The organism is Rhodococcus sp. T9N, assembly GCF_024436645.1.
Taxonomy (GTDB): Bacteria; Actinomycetota; Actinomycetes; order Mycobacteriales; family Mycobacteriaceae; genus Rhodococcus_F; species Rhodococcus_F qingshengii.
In genome coordinates, this window is sequence record NZ_JAMSKS010000021.1 from 68,384 (window position 1) to 81,626 (window position 13,243).

General features: G+C 63.4%; 19 protein-coding genes. 16 read left to right on the forward strand and 3 right to left on the reverse strand.

The genetic code is table 11. The features are described 5' to 3' along the window. Positions 1-3: 3 nt before the first annotated feature. Genes M1L53_RS27000 through M1L53_RS27015 form a run of 4 tightly spaced genes read left to right on the forward strand, consistent with a single transcriptional unit; the run spans position 4 to position 2,220 of the window. Positions 4-204, forward strand: a complete 201-nt coding sequence (locus M1L53_RS27000; RefSeq protein ID WP_151531027.1) for a hypothetical protein — start codon at positions 4-6, stop codon at positions 202-204. Then, complete coding sequence (locus tag M1L53_RS27005) at positions 204-641, forward strand: hypothetical protein (protein ID WP_046380372.1); 438 nt, start codon at positions 204-206, stop codon at positions 639-641. The genes M1L53_RS27000 and M1L53_RS27005 overlap by 1 nt, the downstream gene beginning before the upstream one ends. After that, positions 638-1,501 carry an RAMP superfamily CRISPR-associated protein gene (locus M1L53_RS27010; RefSeq protein ID WP_230793543.1) on the forward strand — a complete coding sequence of 288 codons (864 nt, stop codon included), beginning with the start codon at positions 638-640 and terminating at the stop codon, positions 1,499-1,501. Before M1L53_RS27005 ends, M1L53_RS27010 begins: the two co-directional genes overlap by 4 nt. Then, positions 1,501-2,220, forward strand: a complete 720-nt coding sequence (locus tag M1L53_RS27015; RefSeq protein WP_230793544.1) for a hypothetical protein — start codon at positions 1,501-1,503, stop codon at positions 2,218-2,220. The genes M1L53_RS27010 and M1L53_RS27015 overlap by 1 nt, the downstream gene beginning before the upstream one ends. Positions 2,221-2,267: 47 nt before the next feature. Here M1L53_RS27015 and M1L53_RS27020 read toward each other — a convergent pair whose 3' ends face one another. From M1L53_RS27020 to M1L53_RS27030, 3 genes are all read right to left on the reverse strand, one after another. Next, positions 2,268-3,059 (reverse strand): hypothetical protein, encoded by a 792-nt coding sequence (locus M1L53_RS27020; RefSeq protein WP_230793545.1) that lies wholly within the window; start codon positions 3,057-3,059, stop codon positions 2,268-2,270. Continuing rightward, positions 3,046-3,750 (reverse strand): hypothetical protein, encoded by a 705-nt coding sequence (locus M1L53_RS27025; RefSeq protein ID WP_230793546.1) that lies wholly within the window; start codon positions 3,748-3,750, stop codon positions 3,046-3,048. The genes M1L53_RS27020 and M1L53_RS27025 overlap by 14 nt, the downstream gene beginning before the upstream one ends. A gap of 89 nt (positions 3,751-3,839) precedes the next feature. Beyond that, positions 3,840-4,016, reverse strand: a complete 177-nt coding sequence (locus tag M1L53_RS27030; protein WP_214514979.1) for a hypothetical protein — start codon at positions 4,014-4,016, stop codon at positions 3,840-3,842. A 255-nt stretch (positions 4,017-4,271) separates the two neighbouring features. On the opposite strand from M1L53_RS27030, the gene M1L53_RS27035 reads away from it, so the two are divergent. The 12 genes from M1L53_RS27035 to M1L53_RS27090 all read left to right on the forward strand — a co-directional run bounded on the left by M1L53_RS27035 (position 4,272) and on the right by M1L53_RS27090 (position 13,230). Beyond that, positions 4,272-5,372 carry an ATP-binding protein gene (locus M1L53_RS27035; RefSeq protein WP_230793547.1) on the forward strand — a complete coding sequence of 367 codons (1,101 nt, stop codon included), beginning with the start codon at positions 4,272-4,274 and terminating at the stop codon, positions 5,370-5,372. Next, on the forward strand, positions 5,369-6,607 hold the full coding sequence (locus M1L53_RS27040; RefSeq protein WP_261949296.1) for a DUF2201 family putative metallopeptidase: 1,239 nt from the start codon (positions 5,369-5,371) through the stop codon (positions 6,605-6,607). Before M1L53_RS27035 ends, M1L53_RS27040 begins: the two co-directional genes overlap by 4 nt. Then, positions 6,604-6,798 carry a hypothetical protein gene (locus M1L53_RS27045; RefSeq protein ID WP_261949297.1) on the forward strand — a complete coding sequence of 65 codons (195 nt, stop codon included), beginning with the start codon at positions 6,604-6,606 and terminating at the stop codon, positions 6,796-6,798. The genes M1L53_RS27040 and M1L53_RS27045 overlap by 4 nt, the downstream gene beginning before the upstream one ends. Continuing rightward, positions 6,795-7,982 (forward strand): hypothetical protein, encoded by a 1,188-nt coding sequence (locus M1L53_RS27050; protein WP_261949298.1) that lies wholly within the window; start codon positions 6,795-6,797, stop codon positions 7,980-7,982. Before M1L53_RS27045 ends, M1L53_RS27050 begins: the two co-directional genes overlap by 4 nt. Before the next feature lie 70 nt (positions 7,983-8,052). Continuing rightward, positions 8,053-9,351 carry an AAA family ATPase gene (locus M1L53_RS27055; RefSeq protein ID WP_261949299.1) on the forward strand — a complete coding sequence of 433 codons (1,299 nt, stop codon included), beginning with the start codon at positions 8,053-8,055 and terminating at the stop codon, positions 9,349-9,351. Between the two features lie 29 nt (positions 9,352-9,380). Next, positions 9,381-9,674 (forward strand): hypothetical protein, encoded by a 294-nt coding sequence (locus M1L53_RS27060; RefSeq protein ID WP_261949300.1) that lies wholly within the window; start codon positions 9,381-9,383, stop codon positions 9,672-9,674. Between the two features lie 243 nt (positions 9,675-9,917). After that, on the forward strand, positions 9,918-10,640 hold the full coding sequence (locus tag M1L53_RS27065) for a hypothetical protein (RefSeq protein WP_261949301.1): 723 nt from the start codon (positions 9,918-9,920) through the stop codon (positions 10,638-10,640). Then, entirely contained in the window at positions 10,637-10,978 is a 342-nt protein-coding gene (locus tag M1L53_RS27070) for a hypothetical protein (RefSeq protein WP_261949302.1), read from the forward strand. Before M1L53_RS27065 ends, M1L53_RS27070 begins: the two co-directional genes overlap by 4 nt. A 171-nt stretch (positions 10,979-11,149) precedes the next feature. After that, a complete protein-coding gene (locus tag M1L53_RS27075; protein WP_261949303.1) occupies positions 11,150-11,386 on the forward strand; it encodes a hypothetical protein in 237 nt (78 codons plus the stop codon). An 86-nt stretch (positions 11,387-11,472) separates the two neighbouring features. Further along, positions 11,473-11,823, forward strand: a complete 351-nt coding sequence (locus M1L53_RS27080) for a hypothetical protein (protein ID WP_261949304.1) — start codon at positions 11,473-11,475, stop codon at positions 11,821-11,823. A 95-nt stretch (positions 11,824-11,918) separates the two neighbouring features. Next, positions 11,919-12,488: a 3'-5' exonuclease gene (locus tag M1L53_RS27085; RefSeq protein WP_261949305.1), complete on the forward strand. Its 570-nt coding sequence runs from the start codon at positions 11,919-11,921 to the stop codon at positions 12,486-12,488. A gap of 43 nt (positions 12,489-12,531) precedes the next feature. Then, positions 12,532-13,230, forward strand: coding sequence for a TetR/AcrR family transcriptional regulator (locus M1L53_RS27090; protein ID WP_261949306.1), 699 nt, complete (start codon positions 12,532-12,534; stop codon positions 13,228-13,230). The last annotated feature ends 13 nt before the right edge of the window (positions 13,231-13,243 follow it).

The window sequence follows — 13,243 nt, forward strand, 5'->3', positions numbered from 1 at the left end:
GCGATGCGCCGCCTGCGCGCGGACGGCTTCGGAGAGCGGATGCTGGCAGCGAGCGCACCGCAATTCGCGATGATGCGCCGACTTCCTGCCGCACGGTGGACGGGTCTCCTCGAAGACTGGGCAGAACTCGATCGATGGCGCGCGGCACCCCCATGGTGGGAACTCGGCCTACGCGCCTCCTCCTCGAACAGGAAGGAACCGTAATGGCAACCTCCACTGACAAATGGCTTGCGTCCGTTCCCGAACTACCCGCACTGACCGGGGCTCACTCAACCGCTGAACGGCTACTTCTGCTGCTGCACTACGGAATCGACTGGGAAAACGGATGGGTAGCATCCCGCCGAGCCGTCTACTGGGAACACCACCTTCCCGATCGAGTCCGGCTCGCCACCTACCGGTGCGGCGCCGATCTCGACCGATGGTGGGGCATCGTGTCCGAGAAGCTCGAATCCCGACCCAACGCATCGCAGCGACTCGAACTCTCGCAACTACTGAGAGAACCACCGAAGCCAGTGCTGACAATCATGCGCGAATCGACCCGGGCGCTGGTGCTTCGAACGCAGATCGTCGCGACGGCATACCGAGAGTCCCAAACCCACACCCGCCGGCAGCGCGACAACGCAGGAGAAACATCACCATGACCAGCACTGTGCATTGGGATCTGGACATCTACGCACTGTCGTCGATCTCGCACAAAGACGACAGCACCTCGACAACCACGGCGCTCTTTCGCCGCGAAGAAGTAATTCAGTCCGACGGGACGGGGGAGCTCGTCCCGATCATTTCCGGCAACTCCTTCCGCGGAACACTGCGACGCATCGGTGAGGAACTCCTCCGCGATGTGCTCGACTATGAGGGCACACTGTCGCTGCCGGCGGCCCACACCCTCCGCAGCGGAGGAGCCCTACGAAAAACCAAGGGCGAACCCCTCTCCGGAAGCAGACTCGAGCATGCACGAAATCTCATCCCCCTGATCGGCGTCTTCGGAGGTAACAGCAGCTCCACGATGATCAAGGGCCGCGCCCAGATCGGGAAAGTCGTACCGAGGGTCAAAGAGACCGAACACATCATGTCCAGACCGTCGAAGCTCCCGTTACTGAGCCAGTTCGAGCTGCTGGGCATCGAGCGGTACAGCCGATTCGACGACTCGGATACCGCAGACTTCCCATCAACTGCCGCGGCAGAGGCCGACGCGGAGAGCCCGGCGACCGGCTCACACCTGATGCGCTACGAAGTCGAGACCTTACCTGCGGGAACCACCTTCGAATCCTGGATCCGCCTCACCCGAGCCACAGATCTGCAGATCGCCTTCTTCACAGACGTCCTCGCCGAATTCACAGCAGCAGGACGACTCGGTGGGCGATTGTCGATCGGCCACGGGATGGTTCGCGTCGAATCCACGCGATCGACGACTGCCGGCACCCCAGCATCTGCGGTGGACTGGCGCGAACATCTGCGCAGTGTTCGAGACGACGCGCTGGAAGTTCTGGCGAACTGGTGATGAGGCCGCTACTGGTGAAAGCGAGACTCGCCCACGGAATAGCGCACGCCGCACCGTGGGGAGTGAGCCTCGACGGACTGCTCGCCGCAGAAATATGGGCAGACCAGAAGGCGGGCAAGCGCGATCGAGGCGAGGACGTAGCTGCGCTGGCAGCCGACGTCGACCCTGTAGACCTCGATTTGCCCTTGGCTCGATGCGAACTGTCGGGCGGAGATTTATGGCACTGGGCAGCTACTTGTGCGTATCCCGAGAAACCTGTCGATCATCCAGTGGTGCGCTACTGGACGGGGCGCCCCGATCATGCGGCGCTCGGGGACCTCGTGGCAGATCTCCCGGGCGTCGTCTCGGAAAGGCAAGGCCCGTACCGGTCGCGGAGCATGCCGTTGTTGGTCACGAGCACCGACACAGTGACATGGCAATGTGTGGGAGACGATGCCCGGATCATGGCGATACTGCAAGGCATTGCCGCGATCGGAAAGAAACGTAGTCAAGGCGAAGGTCGAGTTCTGCGGTGGGAAGTGGCGCCGCTCGACGAGTCCTCTGCCTGGTCGGCAGGACATCTCCATGCCGATGGCAGCCTCGGTCGACCTACTCCGGATGGATGCCTGCACGGAACCGCGGTGGCAACCGGTGGCCGAGGACCCACGGGGCTGCGGCCGCCGTACATGCACGGTTTCCGCCGGCACACGCTCAACCTGCCGTTCTCGCTCACTGTGTGAGTAGCGAAGACGATCTTGGAGCTAAGTTCTGTCGTGGCGCTCGGCTATTACGCGGTACCTGAACTGGGGTTCTCGGGCCTGGTAGCGATAGTCATCAGCGCCCTGTACGCGCGATCTCGACGCCCTTCCGGGACGAGTTGCCACGAACGGTGTTGTGGGTTTTCGAGTGCCTCAGCGAGTTTCTCGAGTCTGCGGGGGTCGTTTTCCGTCATCGTCACATCACGTTCGACGATCGGATTGCCAATCGCACTGGCGAGGATTGCAGCGTCATCGAGATGGCGTTGCGTGTCTTTGCGGTCACTGATGAAAGCTGCCCCCTTGAGGATCAGAGCCCCCAGAACGGTCGGCAGGCTCAAACGGGTTGGTACCCCGTCAATTTCGATCGTGCAGTTCACGGTTTTCCGCAATGCAGATGTGGCACCTGGGACCTGGAAGACCGGGTGCCCTTTCAGCTTCGGGACATGCTTCGGTGGTAGATGGTCGGCGACCATCACATCGACTATCTCGGGCGTCTTTTTTCCTCCACGTGTAAACCGGTGGATGGGGTCGTCGTCCTGGAGCGACCAGCGGAGTTCGTAGCCGAGATCCTCGAGTTGTTTCTTGACTTCGTTGAATACGGCTGCGCCGGTTTCTATGTGCAGCACGATGTCGACATCAAGGGTAGGTCGGTTGAGTGGCACTCCTGCTTTCGCTGCGTGCAGCTGCACCATCAGCCCCCCGATCAGTGTCCATTGGTCGGACGGGATCGCGTTGGCCAGTTCCGCGGCTTGCGGCCACGGTGTAGCCCACCCGCCGGCAGGCGCCTGAATAGTCCACTCGGGACGTTCAACGGAAGTCATCGAGTAGCTCCTGGAGTACGCGTGTGCCGGCGCTGCGCTGGCGGGTGTCGAGGGATTCCATCAGATCGACGGCGACGGCCGCGATCGGAAGCGTTGATGTACGGAAGAATGGGTTCAGGGCGGAAACGACCCGGAGGGTGACATCTCCGTTTTGGGAGAGCATTCCGAATTGTTCTACGACGTCGTCAAAGTCGTCGTCGACGATGTACCCGTCGGCTTTGTCGTTTCTCGCGGAGGACAGTCCGAATCGCGCCGCTGTTTCCGGTACGTGGATGATCGCGCTGATACCGGTGGCGGCGAGGTAGCCGCCCCTGATCAAGACATCTACGTCGCCCTCCGCCCAGGTCTCCATGTGGTGTGTGGTGGCGCGGTTTCTGGCGAGGTAAGCCACTTCTGCCGCGGACGACCGGCGTAAACGATGTTTGAGTCGGGTGATCTGTGTCGGAGAAGCGATCCAGTCGACTGTGCAGTGGGACAGCAAGGCCAGGGCTGCCCAGGAAACCTCAGGATTCCACGGGCGTCCCGGCCGGCGAGAGCTCTGGGCCATCCGGTGGACGGATGCACTGTTGAGCAGGAGAGAATTGCCCACCTCGCGGGCGATGGTGATGGAACCGGCGCGAGTGAGTCTGGTGACCTGCCGTTCGGTCACCGAGAGTGCAGCTGCAGCATCATGCACCGTCATCTCATCCATGCCTTATATGGTCGCATTCGAGACCATATAAGGCAATAACAGCACTAAATCGACCAATTATTTGAGGTGTGATCGAGACACATTTTCTATCAGCCCTGCGGATTCCCAGCGGCGACGAGGTTGGTCAAGTCAGTCGGCCAGGGGTACTTTCCCGGTGCGTCTGTGACGGATTCGACGATGGCCTTTCCCGAGGCTTCATCGATCTCGACGATGGAGAACACCGACGTACCGGTGGTGTGGATCCGGACATGATCGCCGACCTGCATGTGTGAATCTCTTTCTCGTATTCTGCGTTGTTTCGCAACTCCGCACTATCTCAGGTGTGTACGACACGATCTGGTCACACGGGGGGAGAGGGCCGGCCGGCTGGTCGGCCTTCCCTCGCCGCGCCCCCGGCACGGCGAGGGGCAGGGCCATTTCGAGCCACAGAATCCGTCATTTCCGCAGTTCAGGCCGTATAATTCGAGGTGTCCTGTTGAGTGCGCGACTGACCATCGTGCCGATTTTTTTGGAGTGTTCTGATGGCTGATCTGGCTACTGCTGTGACTGTGTTGGATGCGAATGGGCGGGCGGGTGTGCCGTCGTTGTTGATTTCGGGTCCGGGGATGGGCAAGTCGAGTTTGGTGCGTGGGTTGGCTGCGGCGGATGGGGTGTTGTGCAAGACGGTGTTGGGGTCGTTGCGTGAGCCGTCGGATTTCGCTGGGTTGCCGGTGGTGCGGGAGCACGGTGTGACGTTGGAGGCTCCGGCGTGGGCGAAGGAATTGGTGGCCGGTGGTGGTGGGTATCTGTTTCTGGATGAGTTGACGACGAGTCCGCCTGCTGTGCAGGCGGCGATGTTGGCGGTGGCGTTGGATCTGACTGTCGGTGATGTGCAGTTGCCGAAGGGGACTCGGGTGATTGCGGGGGCGAATCCTCCGGATTGCGCTGCTGGTGGGTACGAGTTGGAAGCGCCGTTGGCGAATCGGTTCTGCCATGTGGAGTTCACGCCGTCTGTCGATGAGTGGTTGGACGGTATGGCGACGGGGTGGGGTGCGCCGCCTGCCTCGCGTGCGGTGGCCACCGATGAGCAACGGGTTGCGTTGGTGCGCAGTTCGATCACCGGCTTTGTGCAGCGCAATCCTGATGCGTTGGATGCGTTTGGGTCGTCGGCGGCGAAGACCGGTGGCGCTTGGCCGTCGCGTCGTACGTGGTCGATGTTGGCGGCGGTGTTGCCGCATTTGCGGGAGGACGACAACGCGGCGATCAACACGGCGGTGTTCGGGTTGATCGGTGAGGGCGCGGGCGTGGAGTTCTTGGAGTGGCGACGTAGCGCAGATCTGCCCGATCCGGTTGCGGTGGTGGAGAATCCCGATTCGGCATTCGATTGGCAGTCGCGTCCTGATCTGGTGTGGGCGGTGCTGTCCGGTGTCACGGCGTGGGCGGCGGGGCGCGGCACGGTGGAGGCCTGGCGCAGTGCGTGGGGTCCGCTGATCGCGGCTGCGGAGGCGGGCGCACCGGATGTGGCGGGCGCGGCGGCGCGCACGCTGGCGAAGGCGCGACCGGCGAAGGCGACTGTTCCGGCGTCTGCTCGTCGGTTCGCGCCGATGTTGACCGCTGCGGGTCTGATGGAGGCGGCAGCATGAGCGGGGTTCGGGTGCTCGCGCCGGATGAGTTGCGGGCGTTTCGCCTGGCACGGCTGGTTTCTGCCGAGCAGATGCCGTATTTCATGAGGGCGTTGTTCGCGGCGCAGCCTGTTGCTGCACCGGGGTTGGGCACGTTCGCGGTGGATGCGCAGTGGCGGCTCTATCTAGATCCGGCGTTGTTGGTGGGGGCGGGTGCGTGGCCGGTGCCGGTGGCGGGTGCGGTGTTGCTGCACGAGGTCGGGCACTTGCTGCGGGCACACGGTGTGCGGGGGCAGTCCTTGCCGAAGCCGGTGCACCACGTGGCGTGGAATTACGCGGCGGACGCGGAAATCAACGACGACTTGCTGGCGGCGGGCGTCGGGTTACCGGACGGGGTGATCACTCCACAATCGTTCGGGTGCGAGGACGGCGGAATCGCAGAGGACTATTACACGCACCTGATCGATCCGGCTACGGGACAACAGTTTCCAGACGACGACGATGTGGGATGCGGGTCCGGTGCGGGGTGCGCGCCGGTGCCGGGGGAGTTGGGCGCGGCAGCGGGGGAGGTCGCGGACGGGTTGGACGGCGCGGAAGCAGATCTGGTTCGCCGTCATGTGGCGCGGGCGGTGCAGGCGGCGCAAGGGAAGGGGCGCGGGAGCGCACCGGCAGGATTGGCGCGGTGGGCTGGTGAGGTTCTCACGCCGCCGACCGTGCCGTGGGATCGGGTGTTGCGTGCGGTGATCCGGCGCGCGCTGGCGGATCAGTCGGGGCGGACGAACTACAGCTATGCGCGTCCGTCGCGGCGCAGCCTGCCGGGGATCGTGGCCCCGGCGATGCGGGGTCCGTCGATCACGGTGTCGATTGTGATCGACACGTCGGGGTCCATGTCGGCGGGTGATCTGTCGGCGGCGATGGGTGAGGTGGCGGGTGTGCTGCGGGCGGGCGGTGTGGCGCGGGAGCGGGTACGGATTCTCTCGTGCGATGCGGCATCGACGTCTGCGCAGGCAGTGCGGTCGGTGGCTGATGTGGTGTTGGTGGGCGGCGGCGGTACGGATATGCGCGTCGGGATCGATGCGGCGAACGCGGCCCGTCCTGCCCCGCACGTGGTGATCGTGTTGACGGACGGGGATACGCCGTGGCCGGATCGGCCGTCGCGGGCGCATCTGGTGTGCGCGGTGATCGGCAACGACACTGCACTGGCACGAACCCCGGAATGGGCGTCGAGTGTGCAGATCCCGGTCGGTGCGTTGTGAACGCGGTGAGCGGTGATCTGTTGCGGTACGCGCAGCAGGTGTTGACCGGTACCGGTCACGCGCCGGATCAGGTGGCGAGCGTGGTCGCCGGTACCGGCGAGGATGCGGCGGCGCGGGCCTTGCGTGCGGGGTGGGAGTGCGCTGCGAATCCGGTGGTTCTGGCGTGCGAACAGACGGAGGACGTGTCGTGAGCGTGGAATGGTTCGATCTGGCTCAGCGTCTCTATGCCGCCGAAACGGGGCGCCCCGTTGCTCGGCTCGCACACACTACGTTCACCCCGTCAGCGTCGGCGCTGGCGGTGCGGGCGAGCGCACGCGGCGGCAGTGTGAGCGTGTCCGCTGCGGCGTTCGGTGGACGCGAGGAAACCGCGTGCGATGAGGCGGGGTTGGCGTTGCTGGCACGGTTGGGCGGCACGCTGGCGGCGGATGCCCCGGCGATGTTGCTCACCGACGACGGCGGCACGATTCCGGCGCTGGTGGGGTTGGCGCGGGCGCACGCTCACCACAGTGACCCGAACATCTCCGGTAGTGCCGCGATGGTGGGGTGGTGGGCGGATCGGGCGGATCATCCCGGCACGTCGGCGGTGGTGAATCTTCCGGCCGCCTCCGGTGCCCGCTACGTGCTCGGAGTGGTGCCGGAAGCGCAGCGGTCGGCGCGGGTGTGGCGGACGTGGTTGCAGATCACCGATGAGAGTGTCGCCGGGATGCACGAGTGGGTGCGTGCGATCGGCAGTGGCCGGTTGTTGCCGCTGCTCGCTGCGATCGGTGAAGACGACGCGTATTCGTTTTCTCGGGCGCAGTCCGCCATGGTGGACGGTCACGACTGGTCACGTCCCGACAACACGGCCAGCGCCGCGATGGGTCTGCGAAGTCGTTGTGATGCAGCAGATGTGATGTCATCGGGTTTGCTCGATGATCCGATGTGGCGCGAGCGCGCATTGCACACCGGTCACGTCGCGGTGGGTGTGGCATCGATGACGCCGCCACCGAAAGGCTCGCGTCGGCGCAACGGGTCGTTGTCGGTGACGTGCGAGCGTTTGGATTCGCGTCTGCGGGTCGGGTCTGCTGTCACCGGGTGGGTCGGTACACCGCGACGGCGTCCGTTCGAGCAGTTCAACGTCGAGGTCACATCGACCGAGGTTGTCGGCGGGAAGTTGGTGCTCGGACTCGGTTCGGTGGGGCTGTATGCGCCGCCGAGTGGGGCGTCGGTGGTGTTGATGCCGCAAGCGGCGTCACCGCACACGATGCGCGCTGGTCGTGGCCGGTACTGGCGGCTCTACCGAGGTCGGCGGTCCTGGCTTTCGACGGGGCAGACGCCCGTCCCTTCCCGGCGTGAAGTGCCGTTGGACGTGCTCATTGCGGGCGCAGAGGAATAACGCCGGCACTGGGCACAAAGTATGTAAATAGCCAGTTCAGAGACTTTTTTCAGGAAAGGTTTGATTCGTCATGCGCATTACTGTCCCGTCGGATATCGCTGCCCACTCCGGGCCGGTCCCGTCGTCGTCCCGTCCGCCCGTCCCGTCGCTGACGGGGTGGCCGGGGTCGGAGATCATGGCCGACCCGATCACAGCGCGTGTGCTGTTCTCGGTGTGGTCGGGTGATCCTGCGGTGGTGGTGCCGTCCCCTCCCGGTGCGGGCAAGACCCGATTGGTTGCATTACTGGCTGCGGCATTGGCGCACCGGGCGGATCTGCGGGTGGGGATCGCGGCGCAGACCCGCGAACAGGCGGTGGAGATTGCACGCCGATTGGGAACACTCACCGACCGCGCCGCCTTGATGTGGAAGGCGAAAGCACCGGCACCGGATAGCGGCGACACACCGGTGGTGTCGGGGCAGAAAGTGCGCTGGCAGGGCGACGTCGGGGGAATTCTGATCGGTACGACGGCGCGATGGTTGTTCTCGGACCCGGATCGAGTCGGTGCGGACGTGTTGATCGTGGACGAGTCGTGGCAATGCACCTACGCCGATCTGGGAGCGCTGGGAGCCATGGCGAAACAGGTGGTGTGCGTGGGCGATCCTGGACAGATCGACCCGGTGGTGACCGGCGATGTATCTCGTTGGGAGGGAAGCGACACCGCACCCGATCTACCCGCCCCGATTGCACTGTTGGCTGCGCATGGCGATGCGGTGGGGATGGTGCGGTTGGCGCACACCTGGCGACTCGGACCCGATACCACAGCGCTGATTGCGCCACTGTTCTACCCCGATCTGCCGTTCACCTCGAAGCGGCCCCCGGAACACCTCACCGATTCGAGCGGAGCTGTGTGGCCCGAATTGGCGCACCGCCCGATCACAGCCTGCGGAGGCCCGTCTGATCCGGCCCTGGTGACTGCATGCGCTGCGCGGGCGGCGGAACTACTGGCAGCGGATCTGGTCACCACCACAGGCCAGCGGGCGATGACGGCCGCCGATGTGGCCGTGGTGGTCCCGCACGTGACTCAGGCTGCGGCAATCCGTGCCCTACTGAGCGAGCACCCCGACGTACTGGTCGGCACCGCCAACTCGCTGCAAGGCCTCGAGCGTCCTGCCGTCGTGGTGCTGCACCCGTTGGCGGGGTACCGGACCGCCGAACCCTTCAACCTCGATGCGGGCCGTGCCTGCGTGATGCTTTCGCGTCACCGCGCCCACATGTCCGTCGTCATCGACAGCGCGACTGCGAGCGTTCTTGCACATGGTGCGCCGTCGCCCGCGCTCGAGGTCCAGACCGGCCTGTTGGCCGCGCTGCACAGCACCCCCGCTGTGTAGTTCAATCGAAAAAGAAAGGGACACAACAAATGTCCGAAACAACGAAGATCGAATACCGTGCACTCGTTTGGGAAGGAGTAGACACATTCGACGCAGTCGCGGCATCGACAGCGGGTGGCAGCATGCGCGATGATTTCCGCTACGAGCAAGACCCAGAGTCGCAGATCCACGACAACGGCGTCCGCGCTGTGCGGGCAGCAGACGGAATGATCGCGTACGCCCGCCGCTGCGGCACCGGCACCGAAGAATTGCCCACCGTGTTCGCGGACTTCCTCTCCGATGCGCACCACCTTGCCGACGCGTTGGGCGTCGATTTTCGGTGATGCCACACGCAATGGGGAGGGCATTTTCGCCGCCGAGTTGTACGGCACCGAGTAATCGGGGCACTGACGGTTGGACAGTCCACGGACGTTCGATCGCCAGGTCCCCGGCACTGTGAGAGTCAGTGGCATTTGGCGTCTTTGGCCTGGTGGATGTCGGGTGTTGTGGATAGTCTGTTGGTGCTTGTCCTATCAGGGCGTGACTGACCATCACGCTGATGTCTATCCCCGGAAGGGGTGTTTTTCGTGACCCGATTTGTCTTGTCTGAGTCCGAGTCCGGTGTGGATGCGGGGGTGGCGTTGGGTGTTCTGCCGGCCCGCGCTGCGGCCTATCTGCTTGCCAGTGGGTGGAGTGCCGATATGGAGGGAGGCGGTGTGACGGTGGGAGCGGCACTCGAGCGCTGCGCTGAGTCCCGATGGCAGTATCTGCTTGTCAAGGAGCTGTATCGGTGGCAGGTGCGCGGTGGTGTCCGCGACGACCTCTTCGAAGACAGCCCAGCGGAAACAAATTCCGAGCGGGCCGCCGTGTTGTCGGCTGTTCGCACGGACTCTGCGGCGCTGGCGGAATTGTTTGGGCCGCAGTGGGCGGACATGGTTTCGCTGGCTGTGGCCGGAGACTTCAGTGAAGATCGGATGGTCGATTCGCTGGAGGCCGTCGATGCTGGCTGGTGGGCTGGATTCGCGTGGCCGGCGGCGATCGACGCGGCGAGTTCGGTTGCCGTCGAATCTGGACGCCGAAATCAGTTCCTGGCCGCGTTCAATGTGGCGTGCCGATTGGGGCACGGGGTGAGCCGGATTGCGGCTGCCGATGCGTCACGAGGTCTGGTGGTTCGGGATCTGATTGGAGTTCATGGTTTCGATCTCAGCCACTACGACCGATTGACCGGACCGTGGCGCCGGCACATCGGTGCGGTGCACCGGGATGACCGTCAGCCAGCCCCTACCCGAGCAAGTGAATGGGGAACATGATGAAGGCTTATGTCATTCACTCAAATGGGCAGATTGAGGCTCTCGACCTGGCAGACGGCGCCACCGAGGCGCTGCACGTGGCGGTCAGCGAAGACATCGACGAGATCCCGTTCACGTTGGATGCGCGATTCCTCGTGGATCCCTGGGCGAAGTTCAAGGCGCTGAATCCGAACACCGTTGCCAACGAGATATATCGAGCATTGGGTCCAGATTTGGTCGAGGGTGACTACATGGCTGGCGCAGTCGCCATCGTCGGCATCAGTGATACCGGATCGTGGACGGATGTACCGAGCTGGGTCGAAATGGTTCTCGCAGTGCCCGACCCGTCATTGGAATAGATGACTGAGCTACAGAGCCGCTACGAGGGGTGAAAGAAGTGCGGGTGTGAATTCCTTTGCCGCGACGTTATTCACAGTGTGGAGATGTGACCAGTGCTCTTTATCGTTCGCACTCCACCTACTCGACTCGCCCCTCACACTTCGTCATGTCACTGAAATAGGAGACCTATCGTGTCCGAAACCACCACCACGGCCATCCTCGATCTGAAGCCGGGCGACATCGTCCGCGAGCGCAACGCGGACTGGGCAGAGCCGTTCTGCAACGGCGAATTCTACGACTACACCGTTGAAGTCGTAGAACGGATCAACGAGACCACCGTGCACGTCGGCATTGCCGGCTACACCGGCACACGGGCGTCGCTCTCGTACCGCATCGACAATGTCGTCAGCGTTCTAAAGCCGCACTGACCTGCGCCAGTGTGTCGGTGAGCCTTGCAACAATGCACACAAATCAGGCGGAGTACTCCGCAACCGAAAACTCTATGGGGGAAGACATGACGAACAACAACGACACCCACGGGATGCAACGAGCACCTGCAGTGGACCAGGCGCAGCGGCGGTCGAACGCTTACTTCGGTACCGCGATCGCAGCAGTCGGACTGGCCGCCGCGATGGCGCTTGGATTCAAGACCGGGGACTGGTGGATATCCGTAGCGTTGTTTGCCGCCGTTCTCGTGGCTCTGCGCGTCGAATCGGACTTGCGAAACAGCGTCAGCAACGAAGAATTTCTCGGACGATCGGTGCCCGTCGCGATCGGAATCGCGTTTCTCCTCGGCGCTCTCTACGCCATGCGCAGTGGATGGCTGACCGGCGCATTCTCCGCCGTGTCTGCCGGCGCTTTCTAGCTTCTCCGGCCCAGCCGATTGCACACTGATGGTGAGTCGTAAGGCCAGGCAGGGGACTATCTGTCAGGCAACAGGATTGATGTGAGGGGACGAGGATGCTGAAACTGGCGAAGAGTGGCGGCGCGGGTTCGACCCAGGCGTGGGCACAGCAGATGCTCGAACCGGGCATTGCCTGCATCCTCGACTGCGAAACAACAGATCTGGACGGCGCAATCATCGAACTTGCGATCATCGACGCCGCCACAGGCAACACACTGTTCGACAGCCTGATAGACCCAGGCGGGATCGCTATCGCCCCCGAGGCTGCCCGGGTCCACGGCATCGAAGCCAGCGATCTCCTCGGCGCACCGATGTGGCCGGAAATTTTCCCCGAAATCGCAGAGATAACAGCGTCTCGCATCACACTCGCGTACAACGCACCCTTCGACCAAGGCCGTATCATCGCTGAATGCCACAGATACGGCCTCAACCCAGACCACCTGGGTATCGCCGAACAATGGCAGTGTGTGATGGCGCGCCGCTCGCAGACTCTGGGCATCACCGATCACCTCAAACTCGCAGGCGGACACCGTGCCCACTCCGACGTCACAGCGGCGCACCAGATTCTGCGCGAGATCGCCCGCCACGGGATTGTGCTAGCCGACCGGACACTTCATCTCACCTAGAACACCTGTCCACAGAGGCACAGCGTCGATCAGGTGACGAGCAATGCGCCCACCTCCAGACAAGGACTTTGCAGCGATGAGCGACATCCTCACTTCCCCGCCAACTCACTCACCCAGCCCCCGCCGCTATCGACAACAACCGCGAGCCATCGCGACCCGGGAGAGGATCCTGCTCGTCTCAGCGGAGATGTTCGATGCGAATGGCTACGCGGGCGCCGGCATCAACGAGATGCTCGACAGCAGCGGACTGTCGAAGGGCGCGTTGTACTTTCATTTCGAATCGAAAGAAGCAATCGCCCAAGCGTTGATTGATCAATGGCGGACCTTCGTCGACGACCTTCGCCACGAGGTGAACTCGACCGAAACTTCCGCCCTCGCGCAAATCGTGATGCTCTTCCGCGAGCATGCCGAAGCTGTGAGCGCGGATCTTCGACTCCGAGCAGGATTGAAGCTGAGCGTCGAGCAGGGGATCACCGGATCTGGCGGCGCCTATCGGGAATGGGTTGACATGGTTGAGGCGCTGGTCGCTACAGCGATCGACCGGGGGGAGCTGCATGACAACGGTGCCGCGCAACGTTTTTCAGAAGCAAGTTGTACGACGTTCCTTGGGGCGATCACCGCTCCCCCGTTGATGAACACGTCACCGAGCATCACTGTTGCGATCGACGACATGCTCACCGGCTGGCTCGTCGGGGTGTTGTCTGCAGAAGATCCTCAGCGTGCGCTGACCGTCACCGGTTAAGAGGAAGTTCTCT